The organism is Bifidobacterium sp. ESL0769, from assembly GCF_029395495.1.
Taxonomy (GTDB): Bacteria; Actinomycetota; Actinomycetes; order Actinomycetales; family Bifidobacteriaceae; genus Bifidobacterium.
The window spans coordinates 1,345,530-1,371,957 of the sequence record NZ_CP113918.1; the positions used below are offsets into that span (position 1 = coordinate 1,345,530).

Sequence of the window (26,428 nt, forward strand, 5' to 3'; positions counted from 1 at the left end):
CAACTTCCAGGCAATTCATGTACCAAAGTAATTTACGAAACGAGTGGAGTGGGGAGATATGCGATGTTTTGGCATAAAGCTTGGCCTACCGGCCTGGAGGGTGCCTAAACATTGTATATCTCCCCACTCCACGGTCGACAGAATAAAGTGCGCTTATGAAAATGGTGACCATCACAAAAGCGATAGTCACCATTCCAAAAACACAACTTACAAACTACTTATTATCCTTATACTCGCCGGGTTTGTCTCCATGCGGATGTGACTTGCGGTGCGGATGCGGGATGTCGGGAAGCTCGATGTGATCGGCTTCCTTTTCACTACCCGGATGCGTGGCGTCATAACCCTGCATGTAACGGGTCTGCCTCCAGTGATGCACGGAAGCGTTGGTGCCGCGATGATGGATGTGGTATTGGCCTGGCGCACCGCCGTAGCGATCCTCGCCCAGCTCCTTGGCCACCGCGATCTGGTTGACGTTCGAAGCATCCATGATGGCGATTGGCGCGACAGGCTCCGGCTCGGCCGGAGCGGCGGTACGGGCCTGCATACGGCTCGGGAGCCATTCTGCGAGCTTGGAAAGCAGTGCGCAGACGATGAAGTAGACCACGCCGGCAACCACCAACGTTTGCAGGATGTTGAAGTACATCGAGCCCAGACGGCGGGATTCCTGCAGCAGATCCGTATACATGATGATGGAGCCCAACGCCGTATCCTTCAACACCACGACCAGCTGGGTGACGGCGGCAGGCAGCATCGCGTAGATGGCCTGCGGCACTTCGATCTGCATCAGCGACTGCGTGGTGGTCAGGCCCAAGGCCAGCGAGGCCTCGCGCTGTCCGCCTGGCAGATTGCCGACACCGCTTCGCACAAGTTCCGCGACCACAGAGCCGTTGTAGAGAATCAAGCCAAGCACCACGGCCCAGTAGGAGGCGCTCTGGATGCCCATGAAGGAGAACAGCCGCCAGAAGAAGATCATGAACATAAGCACCGGCACCGCGCGGCAGAATTCGACGATGACGCCGGAGACTGTTCGCACGATCCTGCTCGGCAGAAGCCTGCCAATACCGAAAATGAGACCGAACACGACAGACCCGATAACGGCGAGCACAGCCGCCTTGAGGGTCATCCACAGGCCCGGCAAGTAGAAGTCCGTCCAGGCCTCGCCGTCGAGCGCCGGCTTCCACAGCGCCCAGTCAAGCTGGTTCTCGCCGTCCGGCGGGTTGTGCAGGCGCATGAGGATCAGCACCACGAGAATGGCCACGATGATGCCGCCAATCCAGTTGGCGATGCGAATGTTGCGTTTGCCTTTCGGCCCCGGCTCATCGAAGAGCACGGACGATTCATTGTTGTTCTTGCTCATGCGTTCACCTCTGTACCGCAAGTTTGTTGGAAAGGAACGTGGTCAGCGCCCCGATGGGAATGATCAGGATGACGTAGCCGAACGCGAAAATCAGGAAGATGGCAACGATGGAATTCGCGTGGAATTCGATCATCTCGCTCATCAGGCTGGACGTTTCGGTGGCCACCGACGCCGCGGCCGCAACCGTCGAATTCTTGAGCAATGCGATCAGCGTGTTGCCCAGGGGCGCCACGGAACCGCGGAAGGCCTGAGGCAGGATGATTTGCGTGGCCGACTGCATGAAGTTGAGTCCCAGCGCACGTGCCGCTTCGGCCTGGCCCAGCGGAACGGTGTTGATACCGGAACGCAATGATTCGCAGACGAACGCCGCCGTGTAGAGCGAAAGGCCGGTGACTGCAAGCCAGAAGAAGTTCGTGGCGAAGGTGTTGGAGAACGTAAGTTTGAGCTGTGCAAAAGCACCAAGCACCATGAAGACCATGATGATGGTCAATGGCATGTTCTTGAAGAACTCGACGTAGGCGCTTGCCACAGTGCGCAGCGAGGATATCGGCGAGATGCGCATCATCAGTAGGATGACGCCAAGAATCAGAGAGAACAGCGCGGACCAGAGTGTCAGCTCGATGTTGACGAGGAAGGCGCCCGGCACATTGTATTGGCTGAACAATTGCATGAGTTCATTCATTTCGCGGCTCCCGTCTCTCCCAGGTCCGGCTTGGGCGGATTGTATTTCATATTCGGCTTATATTTCACACCACGCGTGTTGTCGTTGATGTAGCGCTGCCAGGAACCATCCTTTTCCATCTGGGCGATGGCCTTGTCGATTTTCTTGGCGAATTTGATATTGCCCTTCTTGACCCCGACACCGTAATATTCCTGCGTGAAGGGCTTGCCGATCAGGCGCAACCTGCCACGCGCGTTGGAGGCGAGGCCGGCGAGGATGATGTCATCAGTCGTCACCGCGTCGACGATGCCGCTGAATAGGGCCGTCGCGCATTCAGCGTAACCCGGCTGTTCCATCAGCTGCACTTTGGAGGCGAACTTCTGCTTGACTACTTCGGCTGACGTTGAGCCGGTCACCGAACAGAGACGTTTGCCATTGAGACTGTCGGGGCCGGTAATCTCGTGGTCGTCTTTGCGGACCATAAGGTCCTGCCCAGCCACGAAATACGGCCCGGCGAAGCTGACGGCCTTCTTGCGCTCGTCGGTGATGGAATAGCTGGCGACGATCATGTCGACGTCACCGTTCTGCAGCATGGCTTCACGCTGCTTGCTTGGCGCTTCCTTCCAGACAATCTCGTCGTCCGAATAACCCAGCTTGCGGGCGATGTAGCGCGCCACGTCCACGTCGAAGCCGACGTAGGTGCCGGATTTCTTGAAGCCGACGCCAGGCTGGTCAAATTTGATGCCGATACGGATCTTGCCCGCCTCATTGCTTGAGCCGCACGCGGCTACGGTGAACACGCATGCCAACGCGCAGAAGGCCGCGAGGACCCTGCGCCAAACGCGCGAAAGATGATTGAATGATGGTTTCATAGGCTTTTGCTTTCCTGATACTTCCCCATTCGCTTTTTAGCGGATTAACGATGTTTTCTCTTGTTGTTGTTGAAACGTGCGACGCGATTATTATTCGGTAACTTTGCATATAGGAATCCGATATCAACGAGCGCACTCGTGCAAGAAGTCAGTGCGTGAGGATCTTGGAGAGGAAGTCCTTGGCACGTTCGGTCTTCGGATGGTCGAAGAACTCATCCGGCGTTCCCTTCTCGAGAATCTTGCCGTCGGCCATGAAGACGATGCGATCGGCCGCCTTGCGCGCGAAGCCCATCTCGTGAGTCACACAAATCATCGTCATGCCTTCGCTCGCAAGTTTGATCATCACGTCGAGCACCTCGTTGACCATTTCCGGGTCGAGGGCGCTGGTGGGCTCGTCGAAGAGCATGATCTTGGGCTGCATGGCCAGTGCACGGGCGATGGCGACGCGCTGCTGTTGGCCGCCGGAAAGCTGCGAGGGCATCTTGTTGGCCTGGCTCTCCACACCAACGCGGGCCAGAAGATCCATGCCGAGGTCGTCGGCATCCTTTTTATCCATGTGACGTACCTTGACCGGTGCGAGCGTAACGTTCTGAAGGATGGTCTTGTTGGCGAAAAGGTTGAACTGCTGGAAGACCATGCCGACCTCGGCGCGCAGGTTCGCCAGATCCTTGCCTTCCTGCGGCAACGGCTGGCCATCGATGCGGATGGTGCCGGAATCGATGGTCTCAAGCCGGTTGATGGTGCGGCACATCGTGGATTTGCCGGAACCGGAAGGCCCGACAACGACAAGCACCTCGCCCTTGTTAACCTTGAGGTTGATGTCTTTGAGGACATGGAGCTTGCCGAAATGCTTTTCGACGTGCGAGAGCTCGACCAGCGGATGGTTCTCATCCATCGCGAGGTCCGACGCGCCGTTTTCACGCGTCTTCATAGTGGTTTCTTTTGTTTCAGACATGAAAAGCAGTATAACTGCACACTGTTACCACATAGTTACCAGCGAAATTATTGGGAAATATCAGCAATCAATGCTATATGCGTATTACTTCGGATTACTTGGTTGTCAGATTACTTGAAATTGCTGGTATACCAAATTATTTTTTGTCACAAGTTTTTAATTATATTGCGTTACTTTCCAGCACAAGTTTTCCGGTAACCTCGAAAGCGGCATCCTCTACCTCATAATATTCTGGATCATTGCAAGATACCGTTTATCCGAAATGCAAATGTGTCCAGTCCAAAATGGACTGGACACATTCAAACGACTATTTACTTTGCAGGAAAACCTGCGAAAGCCGATTAGCCTTTATCAGTCCTTATCCTCATCCGGATCATAATCGACGCCGGTCTCGGCACGCTGGGCGTCCGAAATCGGAGCCGGGGCACCGGTGAGCGGGTCGCGGCCGCCGCCGGCCTTCGGGAAGGCGATGACGTCGCGGATGGTGTCAACTCCGGCAAGCAGCGAGACCGTACGATCCCAGCCGAGCGCGATGCCCGCGTGAGGCGGTGCGCCGTACTTGAACGCTTCCAGCAGGAAGCCGAACTTCTCTTGGGCTTCCTCTTCGCCGATACCGAGTACGTCCAGCACACGCTCCTGGATGTCGTTGCGGTGGATACGCACCGAACCGCCGCCCATTTCCTCGCCATTGCAGACGATGTCGTAAGAATCGCTCATGGCGTGTTCCGGATCACGATCGAACTTATCGATCCAGTCGGCGCTCGGCATGGTGAACGGATGGTGCATGGAAGTCCACTTGGAATGGCCCACGGCCACATCGTCGTCGTCCGGGTCGTCGGTGCACTTGAAGAGTGGGAAGTCGACCACCCAGGTGAAGGCGAACTTCTTCGGGTCGAGCAGGCCTGCACGACGCGCAATCTCGACGCGGGCGGCGCCGAGCAGCAGCTGAGAGGATTCGCGAGTACCGGCGGCGAAGAACACCGCATCCCCATCCTTGGCGCCCACGGCCTCTTTGAGCCCGTTGCGTTCCTCGTCGGAAAGGTTCTTGGCTACAGGTCCCTTGAGGGTGCCGTCGCCGGTGAACTGGACATAGGCAAGACCCTTGGCCCCACGTTGGCGTGCCCATTCCTGCCACGCGTCAAACTGGCGACGCGGGGTGTCGGCTCCACCCTCGAATACCACAGCGCCGACGTAAGGCGCCTGGAAGACGCGGAACGGCGTGTTCTTGAAGTAATCGGTGAGCTCGACGATCGGGTTGCCGAAGCGCAGGTCAGGCTTGTCGGAACCGTACTTGTCCATGGCATCCTGCCAGGTGATCCGGTCGATCGGCAGCTTGACGTCGTAGCCCTGGGTCTTCCAAATGGCGGCGATGACCTTCTCGGCCATGGCCATCACGTCTTCCTGATCCACGTAGCTCATTTCCATGTCAAGCTGGGTGAACTCGGGCTGACGGTCGGCGCGGAAGTCCTCGTCACGGTAGCAGCGCGCAAGCTGGAAATAGCGCTCGACACCACCGACCATCAGCAGCTGCTTCAACAGCTGCGGGGACTGAGGCAACGCATACCAGGAACCGGGTACCAAGCGTGCCGGCACCACGAAGTCGCGTGCACCTTCAGGCGTGGACTTGATGAAGGTCGGGGTCTCCACCTCGGTGAAGTCCATATCTTCCAGCGCATGGCGTGCCGCACGAGTCATGTCGCTACGAAGCTTGAGGTTCTTCTGCATGGAAGGACGACGAAGATCGAGATAACGATACTTCAGACGAACGTCCTCACCGGGAAGCTTGTTCTCGGCCTCATTTTCGAGGGCTGTGGAAACCTGGAACGGCAGCGCGTCGGACTTGGCCAGCACCTTGAGGCTTTCGACCACGACCTCGACCTTGCCAGTAGAAAGGTGTTCGTTTTCGTTGCCGTCCGGGCGCTCACGCACCTCGCCGACGACCTGCACCACGAACTCGCTGCGCAGCGGGCGGGCAATCTCCTCGTCGTAGATGACGATCTGCACCAGGCCGGTGCTGTCGCGCAAATCAATGAAAGCGACGCCGCCGTGGTCGCGCCTGCGATCGACCCAGCCCGCAAGGGTTACCTTCTGACCGATCAATTCCTCGGTCACTTCAGTGGCATGGTGTGTTCTATAAGCCGTCTGGCTCATGCTTCCTCTATTCCTTATCTACTAACCGCTCGGAAACCGCGAAAATCCGCGCTCTTTTACTTGTCCAAAGAGACGGTTTGCTGAGCATACACAGTATCGGGTTGCCATGACTTGACATCGGCAGGTACCTGCTCGCCAGTGATGATGTTCTTCACCTCGTCATGGTCACTGCCTTCGCCGTCGCTCGATGCGTCGGCCGGGAACCAAACATAGGGAATGCCCAGTTTGTCAGCGTATTTAATCTGCTTGCCGAGCTTCACGGCCTTTGGAGCCACGTCGGCGGCAATGCCGCGCTTGCGCAAGGCAACAGCGATATGATTGCAATCCAGGCGATCATCCTCGTTCCAGACCGCGACCATGACGGCTGCGGGCGAAACGCGGGAGGCGTGGGCACCAGCGGTGTGCAGCATATAAGAGACCAAGCGCGAAAGGCCAATGGACAGGCCGACACCGGGATACTTGCGATTACCCTGCGAAGCGAGGTTGTCATAACGGCCACCGGAACAAATCGAACCAAGCTGATCCGCGCCATCCAAGAACGTCTCGTAGACAGAACCGGTGTAATAATCAAGACCACGCGCAATCTTCAGATCCGCGATAACGGAACCAGGGCGGGTGATGGCTGCTTCGTCAACGATCATCGCCAAGGTATCGAGGCCCTCGCGAGCAAGCTTGTAGGCATCGCTGTCCTGTGCGATATCGTGCTTGGCGCAGAGCTCATCGAACTTTTGCAAGAGCTCCTTGCCGTCGGCGGCGGTCAACTCCGCAAGCTCGAGGCAGGCACGCGCCTGGACATCGGTGGCGCCACATTCGCTGACCAGAAGCTTGACCACCTCGTCGGCACCTATCTTGTCGAGCTTGTCAATTTCGCGCAAGACGCCTTCAACGTCGGTCAGGCCGAGTCCACGGTAGAAACCTTCGGAAAGCTTGCGGTTATTGGCATGCACGGTGGCCTTCGGTAGACCAAACTGGCGCAGCTGTTCAAGAGCCTGCACCATAACCAGCGGCAGCTCGACTTCGTAATGGTCTTCAAGTTCGCCGTTGCCAATCACATCGATATCGGCCTGGACGAACTCACGGAAGCGGCCTTCCTGCGGACGCTCGCCACGCCAGACCTTCTGAATCTGCCAGCGCTTGAACGGGAAGGCAAGCTGGCCGGAGTGTTCGACCACGTAACGGCTCAGCGGAACCGTCAAATCGAAATGCAGGCCAAGGCGATGCTCGATGGGCGTGTCGGATTCGTGGCCGACCTCCTGCAGACGGGACAGAAGATAAATCTCTTTGCTTGTCTCGCCTTTTTTCAGAAGACTCGAGCCTTCCTCTACTGCTCTGGTCTCGATGCCAATGAATCCGTTGAGTTCGAAAACCCTGCGGACCGTGTCGATGACACGCTGTTCGACCACCCTTTCTTCGGGTAGCCATTCCGGAAATCCTGATATTGATGCGCCTTTTGCCATAACTCCCTATAATAAGAGATGTTGTGGAAAAATGAGGCGTTCGTCTCGAACCCGCAACACCTGTTACACGAAGACTCTCAAGGAGCTGGCCATGGCCGACGAACAAGTCAAGCAACCCGAAAACACCAATGAATCCAACGCACAGGCAGCGCAGCCTGCCGCGGACGCACAGGCCAGCGCCACGTCCACACCAGTCGAGACGGAAGCCGCACAGGCACCCGTTGCGACTGAAACGCCCAAGACTGAAGAAGCCACCGCGCCTACCGCTTCACAAGCGCCGAAAGCCGGCGACACGCCGGACGCTTCTGCTACAGCAACTCCTGCTCCGGCCAAGCCTGCGCCAAAACCGCATGTCCCCTCCCCTTTGGCCTTTGCCAAGAAACCGGCGAAGCACCCGGTGGCAGCACCTGCCCACACATACTCCGAAGCCGACGTGAAGGCCGCTGAGACGTTCGGCCGTGTCGATGACAAGGGCACGGTGTACGTGCGTGAAGGCGAAACCGAGCGCGAAGTCGGTGAATTCCCCGGCGCCACCAACGAAGAAGCACTCACGCTTTATGCACGCCGTTACCTTGACCTCAAAGCTAAGCTCGATCTGTTCGCCACGCGTCTCAAGGCCGCGAACATCAAGCCTCATGAGATCGACGAATCCATCAAGACGCTCGGCGAAGAAACCGCAAGCCCCGCCATCGTCGGCGACATCGCCGCGCTCAAGGCACAGTACGAAGAGCTGAAGAAGGCCGGTGAAGCCAAGAAGGCCGAACTCGCCGCGGCACGCAAGGCCGCGCTCGAAAAGGCCATCAAGGAGCGAACCGCCATCGTCGAGAAGGCCGAGGCACTGGCAAATTCGCTGGGAGAGAACACGAATTGGCGTTCCACCGCAGACAAGTTCCGTTCGCTCTTCGAGCAATGGCAGGAACATCAGCGCACCAGCATCCGTATCGATAAGCCGACCGCCGACGCGTTGTGGAAACGCTTCTCCGCCGCTCGCACCACCTTCAACCAGCACCGTCGCAAGTGGGCCCAGGCCCGCGACGCTTCCCGCGAGGAGACCAAGCGCGTCAAGGAAGAGATCATCAAGGAAGCCAACGAGATCAAGGACTCCACCGACTGGGGTGCCACCTCGCACCAGTTCAACGAGCTCATGGACCGCTGGAAGGCCGCCGGTCGCGCCGGACGCAAGGAAGACGACGAGCTGTGGGCCAAGTTCCGCGAGGCCTGCGATGTCTTCTTCAACGCCCGTCAGGCCGACCGTGACCAGATGAGCTCCAACGAGAAGGACAACCTCGCCAAGAAGGAGGAGCTGCTGAAGAAGGCCGAGGCCTTGGTGCCGGTCGCCGACGAAAAGGCCGCCAAGAAGGCACGTCAGGCGCTGGCTGACATCCAAGACGAGTGGGATCAGATCGGCTACGTTCCTCGTGAAGACATGCACCGCATCGAAAGCCGCCTCGACGCCGTCGACAACAAGATCAAGGCCGTCGAACAGGCTGCCTGGCAGAAGAGTGACCCCGAGGCCGACGCCCGTGTCTCCAGCTTCGAGACCCAGCTCAAGGCGCAGCTCGATGAGCTCGACAAGCAAATCGCCGCCGAGTCCGACCCGGCCAAGAAGTCCAAGCTTGAGGCCGAAAAAGCCACCAAGGAACAGTGGCTCAACGCCGTGAAGTAAGTTACTGTCTATTTGACAACATAAAAGAGTCTGTGCCTATTGAAACATCAACCAGCAGGCACAGACTCTTTTATGTTATTCTTAACCTTTTTCACTGCCCTGAAACTGAGAATGCAATGACGATTACCACAATTCCCAGTGCAAGCATTACGCCCTCACAGATAAGGCAACGCATTGTTCCGGCTTTAGCCATAAGGCAGACGTTATTATGTGGGACAAGAGCCATATTGGCCTTCCCGCTGTTAATCAGATTCATCACGGCACCGCAAATCAGCAAAACGATAAGACCCGCAATTCCGCCACCTCCGAAAACCGTCGCACAGATAATAATTACCAGACAAATGGCGTTGTAGATAATCGGCTTCCGCTTAACCGCCTTTTGCTTCGCAAGTTGTTTTGCTTCCTCATTCATAGTTGAATTATTGTCCATTTTCTATCCTTAGGATATGTTCATAGCAAACATCAACAATTGCGTCTTCTCCGCATCCTTGTTTATTTGCCACTTCTATAGCTTTTTTATACTGTTGCAAAGCCATGTTCAGACTCCCCCATTCTTCGAATGCAGATGCTGAGGTCGCGTATTGTTCAAAATCGTTTGGGTTCAGCTCTGAAATCCTGAACTCCACCCAACAGTAATTTTTCACGTCTCCCATCTGAGCATATATGGCAGCGACAAGTCTTAGAAAAGAACTATCCTCGCACCAAAGCTTGCTTTTGTCTATACGATGGAGCTTGTTCGCCTTCTTTGCAAAGCGCAAAGCCTCTTTTAAGTTTCCTTGTTCATAGTATGCCTTGGCTTTCGAATAAAACAACTCAAACTTCTCATTCTTGTCTTCCACGGCTCTCCTTTGAAATAATCTTAAAACTACATTTTTGAAACAGAACAGCAGACCAAATCACAACCCATTCCAATCTTTAAGATATATGGTCTTAGTCGTAATGGTCGAAGTACGATTCCATCGCATTGAGATCCGAAGACTGTTCCTTAATCGAACCATTGACGGTAATGTAATATGACGCATCGTGCTCGTGAAGCTCAATCAACCCATAACTTACGGTTTTCGCCTTGATGACACGATCCATGACAATCCTCCTTGATAGAGTTTTTACTTCTTGTAATCTCTCTGGTTCACTGCCGCACTGCTCATCGAAACCACGAGTTTGGGATTCATTAATACAATCACAAACTCCCAGAGTTCCAGCACATAAAAATTAAAACGGAAAATAACCTTACGATTCCACTGCAGCATTATCAATGAAGCCGCAATAGGAACACCGTTTCTAATAATCCTTATCCCTGCCGCATTTTGTACAGTGCTTTTTAAACATTCCTGTGAAAGAACCTCCACAATAGGCACATAGGCCAGCACTTTTCCACGATTCTCTTCGGTCTTCTAATTTCTGGAGGACTCGCATTCTTGACTCTGGATATTGCTCCCGCCACAGAGACTTATAACCACCAAAATCTGTAAGCCAAAGTGGGATAAGGGACAATTGTCTGGCTACGGTTCCGAATTGCTGCCGCGGGCCAACATTGGCCCAGCATGAGATACTTGTAAGGGCATCAGTATCGTCAGCACCAAATCCAACAGCCAAATAGGCTGACAACAATACTGCATAGTTTCCGTCACCCATATATTCATCAGGATTCTCAGAATCTTGTAAATAGTCTAGAAGATATCGAGCGAGGGTTTGTACTTCAGGAATTATTTTCATCAAAGGCTTTTCTTCAGTTTGAAGCCAAGATATAGCTCTCTGATAGAAGTTGAAATATTTTCTCACCCAATCATCTATCGGGGGATGCTTATCAAGTAACGCTCCTAAAAGACTGGATTGCCCTCCATAGCCAGGTGACAAATATTCAATAAATCGCTTAAACACTTCAAAGAACATTCCGTTCTCGTCAAATTGAATCAAAAGATCCTCTGGAGACTCGGCAGTCTGACAAAAGGTATCAGCCCCTATTTGGGGCCAAGCTGGATCAAGATTTACTACAAGTTGCGATTCCTCAGCCATTTCTAAGCTCCTTTAATATTTTCTATAATTTCATCTGCAATTCATTGATATTTGAAAAATCTTAAACGAACATGGTTTATTTATCTTGAAACTGACAATCTGCACTGCATACTCAAAAAACTAACTGAATATAGTGCAGATTGTTTTAACCGTATTCTTCATCTGACTTTAGAATTTTCATGAGCAGCCTATAGCTCTTGAAAATATGGCTAAAGACTAAATACAGTACAACATACAATATCAATTTATGCAATATCAGTTGTAATCGTCGAAGTACGATTCCATCGCATTGAGATCCGAAGACTGCTCCTTAATCGAACCATTCACCGTGATGTAGTATGACGCGTTGTGCTCGTGAAGCTCAATCAACCCGTAGCTAACGGTTTTCGCCTTGATTACTCGATCCATGATAATTCTCCTTGAAGAGGCTTACTACATGATGATTCCTCTAATCCAGTGCCACACTGCACACTAAAAATATCAGAGGGACAAAGAAATATTTAAAGCAACGATGCCAATGGTCTGTCAATCTCACCGCTGACGCTAACATTCCTTTGCCATACAAAAATATAGAGGAACGGCGAGACAAATATCATATTTTTATCGCATTATTTAGAATATTATCAAAAAATATATCATTCAGACAAAGATAGCCCTTGACTTCATAGAAAGCTACATCCCTAAACTTGTATCAGTTTATAACTTAGCTTTTAATCTCAACCTGCTCCATAACCACTTAGAAAGAAAAAATATGCGGTAATTTGCATGGAACGCTCTGAATCGGCCTTCAGTTCGATTATCTGCTTCTGTTCGATAAAATAACACTCCGTGAGTACCGTTCACTATCATTGACGAAGAACTCGACGGAACTGGTGTCTGCAAACTTCAACGTATCCTCTGGCTTTATGTTGTCGAAACGTTTGGCGTCATCGCCTGTTGTCGACACGATTCACGATTAACCCCCTGTGTATCTCGATCATACGAAAGCAAGACCAACAATCCTGCCTCAGTTCCTAGCGTCACCTCAAAGCAACGCTCCTGCCATTCCGCAAGTCCCCTTCAAGTATCAGTTCAACATACTGAAGGTCAGGTAGGTCCAACCATTCACACTCAACTTCCAAACTCTCATCCAAAACGATTGTACGCCCCAATTTCTCGAGTTCCTTTGTAGGCTGTATATAGCGATATGACCGTCGCACAACGTCAGCTCGCGTGGTATCGTCAATGCCCAACATGTCAGGCATAACCGATTCCCACATGTCCATCAAACCGATGAGGATCTTACGATCGTCAGGCGTCTATGCCGTTTGGGTATCGTAGAAATCGTACCCGTGGTCGACTTCGCTGAAATCACCATGCGCGAATTGGCTTACTTCATAATCTATGTCGCAGATGAAATATCCGATTTAATAAAGATTTCGGTATTGTTCCTCAGTCGGCTCGATACCTTACATGGAAAACAGTATAACGTCCTTGCCATCAAGCTCGAAGAAGTCAGGATATTTCCACATTGCCCAGCGCATTCTCTCCTTTCAACTTCGCGATGGGCTTCTGAAACTGCCAATGCAGCGAATCATCCAGGGACAGACCAGCACACGTTCGAGTTCGCCCTTGCCGCGCGAACCCTGAATCATGTGAAAATAATCGCCATTCCACCCAATCTTGAAGTCGCGGAAATCCTGCGTATTTTTCTTCTGGAGGTGTAGCAATGACCGATTGCCTTCATATTTCATGAAGTGCACAACATCCGTCGCTATAGTCGATATTCTGTACCTCGCGATAATGGTCCAGATGGTCCGGTCTCAGTAAGTGTGGGCCCACGTACATCAGGCAAAGTCGTTTCTGGCAATCAAGCAATTGGAATAGCAACCGTTGGCATCTTCGTAATCTCCAGGCACCAAAGCTACTGGCAACTGCTTCCAATGAATCAGGCTGCGGCTGCGGTAATGGCCCCAGTGCATTGGTTTCCACTCGTCATCGTATAGATTGTACTGGTAAAAAAGATGATAATAACCATTGAAACACGAAAAGCCATTCGAATCATTCATCCAGCCGAACGGCGTCATCACATGGTATTTCAACTGATGCTGCTCATTGGTTCAGAATGGTCTTCGATTTGTCTATTGCCTTTATACTTTTACGTCTTCAATTAGACGTAAAAGCTTTTACACACCCAAGGACATTTTTTATTAACATACAGCAGCAAGAACACGTCCGCCTCTACCCATTATTTTGGTTGCTAATTTTATTAGCGATTTTTAAAGAAATACTTTTAAGCCGATATCCTCCTTAAGGATTTTCATCAATCGGGAAACCGGTAACTGCAAAGCAGCATAAAGCCAGACCGTATCTCTTATAGAGTTCCGCTTTTGTAACACCACCAAACGGCGAACTTGTTCCAATGTTGTCCATGAATAATTTCATTGTAAAGGCATCAAGTTTAACTTTCTTTAATGAATCCTCCTTCGCTGACCGATTTACAAGTCTGATAGTCGATTTTCCACTGCCCATCTTCCTTGGCAAAACCTAAATCGACCACTGCATCGCTTGTGAGGATAGCCGAAGAATCGGAATCACCCTTTACCACTTTGCCTTTATCGATACCTTGAGTAATGTGTTGGAGATTCTTATGCCAATTTTTATCAAGTCTCAACGAGCCGTTTAAATCGTATTTCTTGACTAGAGATGTATCATTCGAGCAACGTTTACTGGCATAACTCATAATTGATTTTGAATCGCCCTGATACATTTCTTTGAAAAAGTTTTTGCCCGTATCCTTGACCTTCGATGATTCCGAGGAAGAAACACTTTCATTACCATGCGGTAACGAGCCATCATTCCCACATGCACCCAGAGATAACGGCAAAGCAAGACAGAGAACTATGCATGCGCATACGCGAAAAATACGTTTTTGACTGTTCATCTTTCTTCTCCTCAGTTGTATTGAAGATCCGACAATCGTCTATTTTGTTGCTTCAAACAGCGCTTTTAAATTGGCTGTTCCGGACTGGTTGCAGCTGAGCTTGTGGTCACCGGATTGCCTAACCTTTGCCTGTGCAAATGCGAAGAGGTTCTTGCCCTTGGAATCCGGGTAGTTGAGATCTTCACTACTTGCTTTCATAGGATTGCCGTCGATGGTACAGCTTTCGGGTTTCGCCTTTTTAAGATTATCGCGATAGGCCAGAACATAAAGCGTGCCGCTCTTGGAAACGGTAACGGTTGTTTCATCTCCGTTGGGTTTGACATCATACTTCTCCATCGCAGAAAACCTGTCGGCTACATCGCTCACACTCGGTTCGGAACTCTTGGCTCCACACCCTGCCAGACTGCCGACGCAAAGCAGTGCAGCCACTATGCCAACAATTCCCCGTACGCGTTTTCCCATTACTTACACCCTTCTTTGGATACACAACTTCGTGTTGTTGTTTTCTCTTGATTATCAGATTATCAGCCTCCCCCTACTCGCATTTTCCTGAACTGCAGCCAAAAGCACGTTTTCGATCCTTATTTCGTGCTTTTCGCCGCAGTTGCGAACCGAATCAGTGAGAAAAGCACCAAAATAGGGGCGAAAACGTGCTTTTCTCACTGATGAGCGGTTTTACTGAGGAGAAAGGCACCTTTGGGCGTCTGAATACGCGAAGGCCCGGCTTCTTGGACGAGAAGTCGGGCCTTTGTACAGTGAGCGCGTTACATCAGCGCTCATCTAGGTCAACATCACTCACTTGGAGTTGATGGGGTATCCGTACCATGCGTATCCGAACCAGAGCCAGCCGGGAAATCACTCGAAGCGCTTGACGGCGCATCCGTGGATGGGGCTGATGCTGGCGTTGAAGACGAGGCAGCCGGTGAATCGCCTGAATCAGTAGACGGAGCGGACGCAGCAGCGCTTGTATCAGCTGACGCACCGACACCTACCAGTTCGGGTTGCTTACCATCAGCGTCTGTCTTTACCGGATTGGCATCCGAATCCTCGAAGGGCACACCCTTGAAGGTGAACTCGCCCAGGATGCCTTCGCCTTCGGCGTCGACTTCGACCTTTTCGCCATTCTTCAGGTCGCCCATCAGAATCTTCTCGGAGACGGCGTCCTCGATGTCGCGCGTGATGACGCGACGCAGCGGACGGGCGCCGAGCAGCGGGTCGAAGCCCTTCTGCGCGAGCAGATCCTTGGCGGCATCCGTCAGTTCAATGGTCATGTGACGCTCGAAGAGACGGTCGTTGAGCTGATTGAGGTCGAGATCGACAATCTGACGCACCTGAGGTTCGGTCAACTGACGGAAGACGATGATGTCATCCAGACGGTTGAGGAACTCAGGACGGAACTGCTGCTTGAGTTCGCTCGTCACCTGGCTCTTCATCCGCTCATAGCTCGACTCCTGGTCGTTGCCGGAGCTGAAGCCGGTGTTGGCGGCCTTGGCGATGTCCTTGGTGCCAAGATTGGTCGTCAGGATGATGATGGTGTTCTTGAAGTCCACCTTGCGTCCCTGACCATCGGTCAGATGGCCGTCATCCAGCACCTGCAACAGCGTGTTGAAGATGTCGGGGTGGGCCTTCTCGATCTCATCAAAGAGTACGACGGAGAACGGCTTGCGACGCACCTTCTCGGTGAGCTCGCCGCCCTCTTCGTAGCCGACGTACCCCGGAGGCGCACCAAAGAGACGCGACGCGGCGTACTTTTCGGAGAACTCGGACATGTCGACGCGAATCAGCGCGTCCTCGTCATCGAAGAGGAACTGCGCCAACGCCTTGGCCAGCTCGGTCTTGCCGACGCCGGTGGGGCCCGCGAAGATGAACGAACCTGCAGGACGCTTCGGATCCTTCAAGCCGACACGAGTACGACGAATCGAACGGGCAAGCGCGGAAACCGCTTCGTCCTGACCGATGATGCGCTTGTGCAGCTCGGACTCCATGTTGAGGAGCTTCTTGGATTCGGCCTGGGTAAGCTTGAAGACGGGGATGCCGGTGGTCGAGGAAACGACCTCGGCGATCACTTCTTCATCGACGACCATCTTGACATCGCTGCCGCCCTCGCGCCAGGTCTTTTCCTTCTCCTTGCGCTCGGTCTTCAGCTTCTCCTCACTGTCTCGCAGCTCGGCCGCCTTCTCGAAGTCCTGGTCCTTGATGGCCTTGTCCTTCTCATCGGAGACCTTGGCGATCTTACCGTCGAGTTCCTTGAGCTCCGGCGGCGCGGTGAGACGCTTGATGCGCAGACGTGCGCCGGCCTCATCGATAAGATCGATGGCCTTGTCGGGCAGGTTACGGTCCTGGATGTAACGTGACGAAAGCTCGGCCGCGGCCTGAAGGGCACCGTCGGTGATGGTCACCTTGTGGTGGTTCTCGTACCTGCTGCGCAGACCCTTCAGAATCTCGATGGTGTCCGCGATGGACGGCTCATCGACCTGAATGGGCTGGAAACGACGTTCAAGCGCCGCATCCTTCTCGATGTACTTGCGGTATTCGTCGGTGGTGGTGGCACCGATGGTCTGGAGCTCGCCACGAGCCAGCATCGGCTTCAGGATGTCGGAGGCACCCAACGCGCCATCCGCAGAACCTGCGCCGACGATGGTGTGGATCTCATCGATGAAGAGCACGATGTCGCCGCGGGTCTTGATTTCCTTCAGAACCTTTTTCAAGCGTTCCTCGAAATCGCCGCGGTAACGTGAACCGGCCACCATGGAGGCGAGATCAAGCGAATAGACCTGCTTGCCCTTCAAGGTCTCGGGAACGTCGCCGGCATGAATCTTCTGCGCCAAACCTTCGACGACGGCGGTCTTGCCGACGCCAGGCTCGCCGATCAAAACCGGGTTGTTCTTGGTACGACGCGAAAGCACGACCATGACGCGCTCGATTTCCTTGGCACGGCCGATGACCGGATCCAGCTTGCCTTCCGCGGCTTCCGCGGTGAGGTTGCGGCCGAACTGGTCGAGAATGGCAGAACCGGTCTGACGGCCCTTGTTCTCCACGCCGCCTGCGTTGGCCAGGTCGCCCTTGCCTTCGCCATCAGCACCGCCGGAGTTGCCGCGGATCAGGTCGATGGTGGAGCTGCGAAGCTCGCCCAAGTCGACATCCATCTTGATGAGCACCTGAGTACCGACTCCTTCACCCTCGCGGATGAGGCCGAGCAGAATGTGCTCGGTGCCGATATAGCTGTGCCCCAATTGCAGCGCTTCACGCAGGCTCAGTTCCAAGACCTGCTTGGCATGAGGGGTGAACGGAATATGACCATTCGGCGCGGCGTTGCCCTTGCCGATCATTTCCTCCACTTGCTTGCGGGTATCTTCCAAAGTAACGCCCTTGGCGGCCAGCGCCTTGGCCGCGATGCCTTCGCCTTCACGAATCAGGCCGAGCAGCAGATGTTCGGTGCCGATATAGTTGTGCTGGAGGGCTTTGGCTTCTTCCTGCGCCAACACGATCACGCGCCTGGCACGGTCAGTAAACCGTTCGAACATACTTGTCCTTCCACTGTTGATAATCCATTTAACTCTACCGATTTATGGTGACGTTTATTTCATGACGCGCGCCTATTGCGCTGAGAACGCAACAAACGCACTGTAAACGGCTAGAACCGGTCCGTTTATGCCGATTTCGACACTGACACAAAGCAATCAAGCATCGCTATCCGGTTTCCTGGTTTTAATCCTCATCAGCTTGTGTCGCGCTATCGGCGTCATTACTCTCTGAGGATTTGTTTTCTTCTGTAATCACGATTTCATCAGACGCTCCAACTTCAGCTTCGACTTCGACATTTCCCGCGTCGTCTGAATCGTCGCTTGCCGATTCATCGTCTGCATGTTGATCGGCTTCATCTTCCGAGTCAGAATCATCCGTGTCCTCAGCATCCTCAGCATCGTCCTCGTCTTCGGAGTCATCGCCTGCTACGCTGTCATCGGAGTCATCGGAATCGTCAGTAACGTCATCCGAATCATCATCGACTTCATCGTTATCATCGTCTGAATCGTCATCAGAATCATCATCGTCATCACTCAGATCAATGGTCGATTCCACATCCGGATCGGCGGTAACAGCACTGCCTACCGTGCCTTTGCCAACCGTCTCATCCTCATCGTCTTCGTCGCTCTCGTCGTCGTCCAACGAACCGGGAACGGCGTGCTCGGCAATATCGGTTTCGGTCGCGGTATCGTCATCCGTCTCATCGGATTCATCCGATTCCGTGTCAGCAACATTATCGTCCTCATCGATCGATTCAATGAGCTCGACCTGTCCACGTTCCTCACGCGGTGCCTGGGCGATGATATCGATATGCAGATCATCGAACGCCGGCTTGGACTGCACCCACAGATGCGAGGGCTCCGGCTGCTCGATTTCGGAATGTTCGCCACAACCGTGATCAAGTGAAACAACGCGTCCATCGTCCGGGCTCCAGCGGTTTGCACACACGCCGAACATGGTGTCTAGGTCGCCCTTGAGCCCGATGAAGAAGGCGCAGGTCGAACAGAGGTTGCCCTCGGCCGTCTTGGTAGAAAGTGACTTCGGGCCATGTTGCCCGTCATACCAGCGTTTGGCGGTCTGCGAGCGTCCGAGTGAACTCATCACATGTCGACGCGAAAGGCCGAATTGCTCGACCGTGTCTTCAAGTTCGCGGCTCAACCCTGTCTCTGGATCGATATCAGCGTCAGCCTTCGCTTGACTGTCGGCACCTGCTTCACCGTCAATACTCGTTTCTGTGTCAATCTGGGTTACAGCTAATCCTTCCGTTTCGGCGTTGTCGATTGCCTCAGCGGTACTTTCCTCGTTTGCAGATAAAGTGTCTGATTCCTCGGAACCATTCAGCTCAACCCTGGTATCGACGACTTTCTGCCCGGAAACCGCAGAATCAGTTCGGCTTTCCTGCGAAACTTCAACCGAGTCGTTTTGAGTGACCTCGGTCTTGCGGAACCCGTCTTCCATACGCGGATCGTCCGGGTCGGTGCCCAAAGAGTCCGTCACCGAAAGGTCGGCGGCTTCAAGCCTGTCCTTCCAAGGAATCCAAGCCGGTGCCAGCAACGAATCCTTCGTGGGAACCAGCGTGGATTCGTTGACGCTCCACGAATCAACCTCGACGTCATGATAGAGCGTCACCGCCCATTGCCAGCCCTCGTAGCCTTTCCGCAGGCACACGAAACGAAAATCGGTGACGTTGTCACCCAAATCGATGCTCTGCGCGAAGTCCCCCACCTCGTCGGGCTCGTCGGCCACAGCGAGCACCACCGATTTCGCCAAAGCGCGCGGGTCAAGCTTCGTTTCTTTGTCAGGACGCTCGGCCGTCTCTACCGTTGCCTCGCTCATTGCATCCACAGCTGTGTCGACCTGATCCACCGCATTCACCGTTGTGCCCGCCGTTGCTTCCGCCATGCTGTCTTCCGTCATTTCGCTTTCCGTTTTCTTTTCAGTCCTCGACATCGAAATCATCGGCAACTGCTCGCAGCAACGTCGCCAGTTTCCGGCTTTCCGCAGGGTTCGGATAGCGATGACGTCTCAGGGAATTGCCGGCCTTGTCGAGCAATTTGATCAGATCCTCGACAATGGCGGCCATGTCGTCAGGCTTTGGCCTGGTGGCACGCACCACGGAAGGCGCCGGCCCCAAAACATGCAGATCCATGGCCTGCGGACCTTTGCGACCATCGACCAGCGAAAATTCGACTTTGGCTCCCTTACGCAAAGTCGACGTACCTGTCGGCAATGCCGCCGCAGGCAGAAACACATCGTTGCCCTCCTCGTCGGTGATAAAGCCGTAACCCCTCTTTGAATCGAACCAACGCACTTTCCCGCTGGGCATGACACACCTCGTTCATTCTTTAAACTGCTTGACGGAATACCGTTCCCGTTCCGTCTTTTCTTGGTCTTCTACCAGTCTAGCGTAACCGCTGCGCAAAGCGCGAAACCATAGGCGAAGCGTCAATAGCATGAATCTCTGCATACAGATACTCGAATATATTTAATCTGAATATAGTAAGTCAATCCATCGTTATTGTTACGTTTCGGAACGGTTATCACTATCTGGGTTCACTTTATTCTGGTTTGCCTTGCTTCTATCACGGCGTGACCATTTTCCTTGACGATTCGAGGCTTTCGCTTTGCCCTGCCTGCCGGATTTACCCGATTTGCCTTGTCTCGCCTGCTTGCCAGATTTGCCGCCGTTCTTGGCGTCAGAATTTGCGGAAACCGCAGGCACATCCGGCTCGACCGGTCCGAGAGGAAGAATCACCGTCAGGGTGAGACCTCCCCCGTTGGTGGTCGTGGTCGCATCGATGAAGCCATGGTGGGCCCGCACCACCGACTGCGCGATGGACATGCCAAGCCCGGTACCGCCTTTTTGGCGTGCGCGGGAGGGATCGGCCGTATAGAATCGTTCGAAAATCTGGGACTGACGGTCCGCAGGAACGCCGGGACCGTGGTCCATGAAACTGAACACAGCGTAGTTCATACCCATGTGCATGGATTGCCCGACCTCGACGGCCTCGAGGAAGTAGCGCAGCGATTGTGGGTTTGAGGGCATACGTTGCAACGATTCGGGGCTAATTGAAGCAGGAAGGATGGCCAGACCGACTTCGACCGGCGAATCCGAAGGCGTATAGCGGTGGATGTTGCCAACGATGTTGGTGATGACCTGGCGCAGCCTCGAGCCGTCGCCGGTCAACGTAATGTCCGAGAATTCGCCTTCCCTGAACACCAGATGAGCGGGCTTGTTGCCGTCCTTGGCATTGAGCTCGAGCCGTCCCCGCCTGATGACGCGATTGTTGTCGAGCGCATGCAGGTCGTCGACGGCGTCCTTCAATTGCTGGGCGAGGTTGACCTGCTGGGTCATGTCGATGCCGCGACCTTCGTCAAGGCGAGCCAACGAAAGCAGGTCCTCGACGAGCACGGTCATGCGTTGGCTCGAGGCTTCTATATGGTCGATGGACTCGTCGGCGCGTTCCAAAGCTCCAGGCAGGTCGCGCTGCATATGGTAAAGCTCGGAATAGCCGTGAATCGTGGCCAACGGCGTACGCAACTCATGACTGGCGTCGGAGACGAACTGCTTCATCTTCTCCGTGGTCTCCTGCTGTTCGCGGAAGCTTGATTCGATGCGCGCCAGCATGGCGTTCAGCGACGCGGCAAGGGAACCGACCTCGGTGTTTTCGGGAGCCGTGGGAACACGCTGACTCAGGTCACCGGCGGCAATCTTGGCGGCGGTCTTTTCGATGCGTTTCAGCGGCAACAGCGTACGCTGGATGATCAGCGTGGCCACCACCGCGCCGAGCAGGACGATGATGATACTGACGAAAATGGAATATTGCGTCAGCGTCGAGATGATGTCGATCTGGTCGGCCATCGACACGCCGATATACACCGTCATCTTCACCGTGCTGCTGCCGTCCGGCCCACGTTCCCGGCCTTCCAGAGCGAGCATGCGCCACGGGGCCTGGGCCACCTGCATCGTGCGTTTGTCCGCTTTCGCGGACGGGTTCAACTCCCGTACTTTGGCAGATGCAGTGAACGGCTTGTCATATTGAACATCACCCATGGAGCCGTTGGCGGGCAACACAGGTTCGGACACGACGCTATTGCGCAATACAGGGACCAGCGGCGTTCTGATGATGACGTTGGTTTTGCTGTCGCGCCATTGCATGAAGTATTCGTTTGGGCCGACGTTTTCGTTTTCGTCTTTGCGGCTCAGCAGATCGACGTTGCTGTAGACCAGCTGGGCCTGATCGCGCAGCTGAGCATCGGTTTTCTGTACCAGATAGCTGCTGACCAGCTGGCGTATCGTCAGCGAGATGCCGAATGTACCGACCATCAGCAAAACGAGCGTGCAGGCAACCAGCTTTGTGGAAAGGGGCACCCCATCAAGACGCGCAAGCCAGCGTTTACGCATTCTGGCTAACGCCGGAAACTTGCTTGGCCTGCTGCCTTTCGGCGGTTTGTTAGCTTTTGTGGGGTTGCCGAACTGACCAGGTTCGCTCTTAGCATCGGCTGACTCGGTGAAAGGTGCATGTTCTTCCGAGTCATCCGCACCGACGTTTGTGCCCTCCTGCGCCCCTACCGATGTCTGTACGCTCATCATCGGCCTTACTAATCCTTCGGTTCACGAATCATATAGCCGATACCGCGCTTGGTCTCGATCAGCGGGGCGACCTTGTGCTTGGTGCCGTCCGGATCAGTGACCACGACGCCGTCGACCTTCTTGCGCAGGTAGGAAATATAGGATTCGACGATGGCCGCATCCCCGCCCCAGTCGTATTGCCATACGTGGTCCAAGATCTGGGCCTTGGAAAGTACACGCCCCTCGTTGTCCATCAGGTAGCGCAACAGCTTGTATTCCGTGGGGCTTAAGTCGATGGCCTGTCCGGCACGTGTTACGTCGTGCGAATCCTCGTTGATTTCGAGATCGCCCACGCGGATGACCGGGTCGTCCTCCACCTGCTCATGGGTGCGGCGCAGGATGGCACGGATACGGGCGACGACTTCTTCAAGGCTGAACGGTTTGGTTACGTAATCGTCGCCGCCGACGGTCAGACCCATAATCTTGTCTTGAGTGTCGTCGCGGGCGGTGAGAAACAGCACCGGCGCGTCGATACCTTCCTGACGGATACGACGGGTCACGGTAAAGCCGTCGATATCAGGCAACATCACATCGAGGACGATCAAATCGGGCTGGGTCTTCTCGATGACTTCGATGGCCTCGGTTCCAGAAGCGGCCGTAGCCACCTCGAAGCCTGAAAAATGCAGAGATGCGACCAGCAGGTCCCGAATCGACGGTTCGTCATCCACTACAACGATTGATGCTTCTATTGGTTTGCTCATAACGCTAAGGATTACTCGTCTGGCTGTATGTTTCCTGAATGCTTCCTGCACAAATTGGTCGATTCATCACTCAGCTAAATAGCCGGAAACGCATCCGCATATAAATTCATAGAAATCGAAGAGACAACGAGCCTACGCAACGCTATGATGCTTTATTTTTTCTTGCGATGGCGAGGACCTTTGCTCCCAGATTTTGCATGTTCCGCGGCACCTGAAGCATCCGTGTGCTCGGTTACAGAGTTTTCGACTGCTGCTTCACGCTTGTCCTCGCCCTCGCCCTTGCCCTTGTCTTTGGCGGATTTGGCATGTTTGTGACCGCCAGCCTTGCGTTTGCGTAGCATGACAACCACACCAACAGCGATGAGTATCACCAATACTGCAATGGAGACGCCGATGATGATCTTCGGCTTTTTCGAAGCCTCCTGCTTGTGCAGCACCTTGATTTCGTCCATCATCGCGCACGCCGAACCGGACCAATCGGGATTATCGCCTTTTTGGATGGGCCCGAGCGCGGCTTGGGAAAGCTGAGAAACATGGTCGTTGTCTTTGAGCCAGCTATCGGAATTGTGCGAGACGGCGACCACGAGCCTGCCGTCATTAGAGGCGACGGCGAGTAGAACGGTGTTGGCCGGCGGTTTGGTCGATTGCAGGCTCTCCCCCGCCCATTTGTCCGGATCTTTGGTGCCCGCAAAATTGGCCAGATACAGAAGTCGCACTGTCACGCCGGTTTCCTGCTTGGTCGAAACGATCTCATCGTTGACCTTTGAGACGCTGCCGCCAAGAAGATTCTGCGGGTCGGTGACATCGGCACTGAGTTCTCCCGTTGACTGGCTTGCCGCCTGGGCCGGGCTTGCGAAGCCGAGAAAAAGCGAGCCTGCAAGCATGGAGACGATGACAACGATGAGCAATTCCAAGACACGTTGGGTACCATGTCGCAACGGCCATTCAGGCCTGGCTTTCTCGTGCAAGAAACGATTCGGGCTTTCTGCGGTATCCGTAAGAGGCAAAATACTGGCTGACATATCCACCACTCTAGCGGGCAGGTTCACCAATGACCCCTTAAGTCCGCTACCGACACAAAGAAGATGAACAACGTTTGACGGTATTTGTCAGTCGGCATGTCTTTCAATGCATGATGAGCTATTTATCAATCTGTGATTCATCGAATCAGGTAACAAGAAAGCGCCGGTATCTTTCAAAGATACCGGCGCTTTCGACATCCTAACGATTCCCTATAGCTTTTCGGCTTGAGGAATCACGCTCGGATCAGTAACCCATGTCAGCGCCCTGGCCCGCAGCAGGAGCCGGCTTCGGTTCCGGCTTGTTGGCCACAACGGCTTCAGTGGTCAGGAACAGGCCGGCGATGGAAGCAGCGTTCTGAAGAGCGGAACGGGTCACCTTCAGTGGGTCGGCCACGCCGGCCTCGAGCAGGTCCTCGTACTTATTGGTCGCAGCGTTGAAGCCTTGGCCTTCAGGAAGCTCACGCACCTTGTTCAGCACGACATCACCGGAGACACCGGAGTTCTCGGCGATCTGCTTGATCGGGGCTTCGATAGCACGGAAGACGATGGCGGCACCAGTGGCCTCTTCGTCGGTCAGAGCCTTGACATCAGCAGATTCCTCGGCCTTCTTGGCAGCCTGGACGAGCGCAACACCACCGCCGGGCAGCAGGCCCTCTTCGATGGCGGCCTTGGCGTTACGAACGGCATCCTCGATGCGGTGCTTGCGTTCCTTGGCCTCAACCTCGGTAGCAGCGCCGACCTTGATGACGGCCACGCCACCGGCGAGCTTGGCAAGACGCTCCTGCAGCTTCTCGCGGTCATAGTCGGAATCGGAGTTGTCAATCTCGGCGCGAATCTGCGAGACACGAGCCTCGACGTCTTCCTTGGAGCCGGCACCGGAGACGATGGTGGTCTCATCCTTGGAGACGATGACCTTCTTGGCCTGGCCCAGCACGGACATATCAACGGAGTTGAGCTTCAGACCCAGATCGTCGGAAACGACCTGAGCACCGGTCAGGATAGCGATATCCTGCAGCATGGCCTTGCGGCGATCGCCGAAACCAGGAGCCTTGACGGCGCAGGAGTTGAAGGTGCCACGAATCTTGTTCAAAATCAGGGTCGGCAGTGCTTCGCCGTCGACATCCTCGGCGATGATCAGGAGCGGCTTGCCGCTCTTCATAACGAGCTCGGCAATGTGGACAACATCCTCCTGGCTGGAGAGCTTGCCACTGGTGAGCAGGATGTACGGGTTGTCGAGAACAGCGGTCTGCTCGTCGTTGTTGGTGACAAAGTACGGGGAGATATAGCCCTTGTCAAAACGCATGCCCTCGGTGAAGTCGAGATCGAGACCGAAACGGTTGTTGTCTTCGACGGTCACGACGCCATCCTGGCCGACCTTGTCGAGCGCTTCAGCAATCTTTTCGCCAATCTCGGGATCGCCGGCGGAAATCGTAGCGGTAGCAGCAATCTGCTCTTTGGTCTCCACGTCCTTGGCGACGGAGACGAGTTCCTTCACGACAGCATCCGAAGCCTTTTCGATGCCACGGCGCAGAGCCACCGGGTTCGATCCGGCAACCACGTTCTTCAGGCCTTCGTGCACGAGCGACTGCGCGAGCACGGTAGCGGTGGTGGTGCCGTCGCCTGCGACGTCATCGGTCTTCTTGGCGACTTCCTTGACCAGTTCCGCGCCGATACGTGCGTAAGGATCTTCAAGGTCGATTTCCTTGGCAATCGAAACGCCATCGTTGGTGATGGTCGGGGCACCGTAGCTCTTGTCGAGCACGACGTTGCGGCCCTTGGGGCCCAGCGTGACCTTGACGGTGTTGGCGAGCTCATCGAGGCCCGCAAGCATTCCTTGGCGAGCTTCCTCGTCATATGCAATCATCTTTGCCATTGTTTCCTCCACAATTGGCTACACAGCTAATATTGACTCACTCGAAATCCTTGAAGCACGATAACCAACCGTCAGCTGCCGATTATCACTCTCAGGCTTCGAGTGCTAATTGCAAGATTAGCACTCCCACCCGTCGAGTGCCAAAATTGATGAAATTGCGCTGTTGGCATGAAAAAACGTCGGGTTCCGATTCGTATGAACCGGAACCCGACGTTAAATATAGCTTTGAGCTAGCTTTTCAGAGCTTGGTGACGGTTGTCGCCTGCAGGCCCTTCGGGCCCTGCTCAAACTCATATTCCACCTTATCGCCGTCGTCAAGCTTCTTAAAGCCATCACTTTGAATAGCAGAATAGTGAACGAAGACATCCTCGCTCCCATCATCGGGGCTGATGAATCCGTAACCCTTGCCAGCATTGAAGAACTTCACGGTACCTTGTGCCATAATAACCATTCTCTCATCCGAGTGTCACGCGAAAACAATATGAGGCACCCGGCTGATTCCGAATACCACATCACGTAACATGCTTCAACTATAGACAGAACCCCAGTCAAAAACACGCAACACGCCGAGAAAATGAACAATTAAGACACAAAAAGTCAATTAACCGGTCGAATG

At 54.1% G+C, this 26,428-nt stretch carries 24 protein-coding genes; 2 read left to right on the forward strand and 22 right to left on the reverse strand.

Annotated elements, in window-relative coordinates:
• Nucleotides 1-214: 214 nt before the first annotated feature.
• The 6 genes from OZX72_RS05470 to hisS form a co-directional block, all read right to left on the reverse strand.
• Nucleotides 215-1,357 carry an amino acid ABC transporter permease gene (locus OZX72_RS05470; protein WP_277157683.1) on the reverse strand — a complete coding sequence of 381 codons (1,143 nt, stop codon included), beginning with the start codon at nt 1,355-1,357 and terminating at the stop codon, nt 215-217.
• A gap of 4 nt (nt 1,358-1,361) precedes the next feature.
• Nucleotides 1,362-2,039, reverse strand: coding sequence for an ABC transporter permease subunit (locus OZX72_RS05475; protein WP_277157684.1), 678 nt, complete (start codon nt 2,037-2,039; stop codon nt 1,362-1,364).
• A complete protein-coding gene (locus OZX72_RS05480) occupies nt 2,036-2,890 on the reverse strand; it encodes a glutamate ABC transporter substrate-binding protein (protein ID WP_277157685.1) in 855 nt (284 codons plus the stop codon). The genes OZX72_RS05475 and OZX72_RS05480 overlap by 4 nt, the downstream gene beginning before the upstream one ends.
• 148 nt (nt 2,891-3,038) lie before the next feature.
• Nucleotides 3,039-3,821 (reverse strand): amino acid ABC transporter ATP-binding protein, encoded by a 783-nt coding sequence (locus tag OZX72_RS05485; RefSeq protein WP_277159375.1) that lies wholly within the window; start codon nt 3,819-3,821, stop codon nt 3,039-3,041.
• A gap of 375 nt (nt 3,822-4,196) precedes the next feature.
• Complete coding sequence (gene aspS, locus OZX72_RS05490) at nt 4,197-5,996, reverse strand: aspartate--tRNA ligase (protein WP_277157686.1); 1,800 nt, start codon at nt 5,994-5,996, stop codon at nt 4,197-4,199.
• A gap of 56 nt (nt 5,997-6,052) precedes the next feature.
• A complete protein-coding gene (gene hisS, locus OZX72_RS05495; protein ID WP_277157687.1) occupies nt 6,053-7,453 on the reverse strand; it encodes a histidine--tRNA ligase in 1,401 nt (466 codons plus the stop codon).
• A 91-nt stretch (nt 7,454-7,544) separates the two neighbouring features.
• Here hisS and OZX72_RS05500 point away from each other — a divergent pair, with 91 nt between their 5' ends.
• The gene (locus OZX72_RS05500) at nt 7,545-9,119 is read left to right on the forward strand and encodes a DUF349 domain-containing protein (RefSeq protein WP_348519662.1); all 1,575 of its coding nucleotides are present in this window, start codon (nt 7,545-7,547) and stop codon (nt 9,117-9,119) included.
• Nucleotides 9,120-9,210: 91 nt separating this feature from the next.
• Here the strand turns inward: OZX72_RS05500 and OZX72_RS05505 are convergent, their stop codons facing one another.
• From OZX72_RS05505 to OZX72_RS05525, 5 genes are all read right to left on the reverse strand, one after another.
• Nucleotides 9,211-9,549 carry a hypothetical protein gene (locus OZX72_RS05505; protein WP_277157689.1) on the reverse strand — a complete coding sequence of 113 codons (339 nt, stop codon included), beginning with the start codon at nt 9,547-9,549 and terminating at the stop codon, nt 9,211-9,213.
• A complete protein-coding gene (locus OZX72_RS05510; RefSeq protein WP_277157690.1) occupies nt 9,539-9,958 on the reverse strand; it encodes a hypothetical protein in 420 nt (139 codons plus the stop codon). Before OZX72_RS05510 ends, OZX72_RS05505 begins: the two co-directional genes overlap by 11 nt.
• 91 nt (nt 9,959-10,049) lie before the next feature.
• Nucleotides 10,050-10,202 carry a hypothetical protein gene (locus tag OZX72_RS05515; RefSeq protein WP_277157691.1) on the reverse strand — a complete coding sequence of 51 codons (153 nt, stop codon included), beginning with the start codon at nt 10,200-10,202 and terminating at the stop codon, nt 10,050-10,052.
• Nucleotides 10,203-10,400: 198 nt separating this feature from the next.
• Nucleotides 10,401-11,135: a hypothetical protein gene (locus OZX72_RS05520; RefSeq protein WP_277157692.1), complete on the reverse strand. Its 735-nt coding sequence runs from the start codon at nt 11,133-11,135 to the stop codon at nt 10,401-10,403.
• 255 nt (nt 11,136-11,390) lie between these two features.
• On the reverse strand, nt 11,391-11,543 hold the full coding sequence (locus OZX72_RS05525; protein ID WP_277157693.1) for a hypothetical protein: 153 nt from the start codon (nt 11,541-11,543) through the stop codon (nt 11,391-11,393).
• Between the two features lie 899 nt (nt 11,544-12,442).
• On the opposite strand from OZX72_RS05525, the gene OZX72_RS05530 reads away from it, so the two are divergent.
• Complete coding sequence (locus tag OZX72_RS05530; RefSeq protein WP_277157694.1) at nt 12,443-12,841, forward strand: hypothetical protein; 399 nt, start codon at nt 12,443-12,445, stop codon at nt 12,839-12,841.
• A 120-nt stretch (nt 12,842-12,961) separates the two neighbouring features.
• Here OZX72_RS05530 and OZX72_RS05535 read toward each other — a convergent pair whose 3' ends face one another.
• From OZX72_RS05535 to OZX72_RS05585, 11 genes are all read right to left on the reverse strand, one after another.
• A complete protein-coding gene (locus OZX72_RS05535) occupies nt 12,962-13,201 on the reverse strand; it encodes a hypothetical protein (protein ID WP_277157695.1) in 240 nt (79 codons plus the stop codon).
• A gap of 374 nt (nt 13,202-13,575) precedes the next feature.
• Nucleotides 13,576-14,058, reverse strand: coding sequence for a hypothetical protein (locus OZX72_RS05540; protein WP_277157696.1), 483 nt, complete (start codon nt 14,056-14,058; stop codon nt 13,576-13,578).
• 39 nt (nt 14,059-14,097) lie between these two features.
• Nucleotides 14,098-14,520 (reverse strand): hypothetical protein, encoded by a 423-nt coding sequence (locus tag OZX72_RS05545; protein WP_277157697.1) that lies wholly within the window; start codon nt 14,518-14,520, stop codon nt 14,098-14,100.
• A gap of 329 nt (nt 14,521-14,849) precedes the next feature.
• The gene (locus OZX72_RS05550) at nt 14,850-17,582 is read right to left on the reverse strand and encodes an ATP-dependent Clp protease ATP-binding subunit (RefSeq protein ID WP_277157698.1); all 2,733 of its coding nucleotides are present in this window, start codon (nt 17,580-17,582) and stop codon (nt 14,850-14,852) included.
• Nucleotides 17,583-17,766: 184 nt separating this feature from the next.
• Nucleotides 17,767-19,485, reverse strand: a complete 1,719-nt coding sequence (locus OZX72_RS05555) for a DUF3027 domain-containing protein (protein ID WP_277157699.1) — start codon at nt 19,483-19,485, stop codon at nt 17,767-17,769.
• 34 nt (nt 19,486-19,519) lie between these two features.
• Complete coding sequence (locus OZX72_RS05560; protein WP_277157700.1) at nt 19,520-19,909, reverse strand: cold-shock protein; 390 nt, start codon at nt 19,907-19,909, stop codon at nt 19,520-19,522.
• A 195-nt stretch (nt 19,910-20,104) separates the two neighbouring features.
• Nucleotides 20,105-21,988, reverse strand: coding sequence for a HAMP domain-containing sensor histidine kinase (locus tag OZX72_RS05565; RefSeq protein ID WP_277159376.1), 1,884 nt, complete (start codon nt 21,986-21,988; stop codon nt 20,105-20,107).
• Between the two features lie 197 nt (nt 21,989-22,185).
• Nucleotides 22,186-22,917 (reverse strand): response regulator transcription factor, encoded by a 732-nt coding sequence (locus tag OZX72_RS05570; RefSeq protein ID WP_277157701.1) that lies wholly within the window; start codon nt 22,915-22,917, stop codon nt 22,186-22,188.
• A 152-nt stretch (nt 22,918-23,069) separates the two neighbouring features.
• Nucleotides 23,070-23,939 (reverse strand): TPM domain-containing protein, encoded by an 870-nt coding sequence (locus tag OZX72_RS05575; RefSeq protein ID WP_277157702.1) that lies wholly within the window; start codon nt 23,937-23,939, stop codon nt 23,070-23,072.
• Nucleotides 23,940-24,183: 244 nt separating this feature from the next.
• Nucleotides 24,184-25,812 (reverse strand): chaperonin GroEL, encoded by a 1,629-nt coding sequence (gene groL / locus OZX72_RS05580; RefSeq protein ID WP_277157703.1) that lies wholly within the window; start codon nt 25,810-25,812, stop codon nt 24,184-24,186.
• A 238-nt stretch (nt 25,813-26,050) separates the two neighbouring features.
• Nucleotides 26,051-26,254: a cold-shock protein gene (locus tag OZX72_RS05585; RefSeq protein ID WP_277157704.1), complete on the reverse strand. Its 204-nt coding sequence runs from the start codon at nt 26,252-26,254 to the stop codon at nt 26,051-26,053.
• Nucleotides 26,255-26,428: the final 174 nt, after the last annotated feature.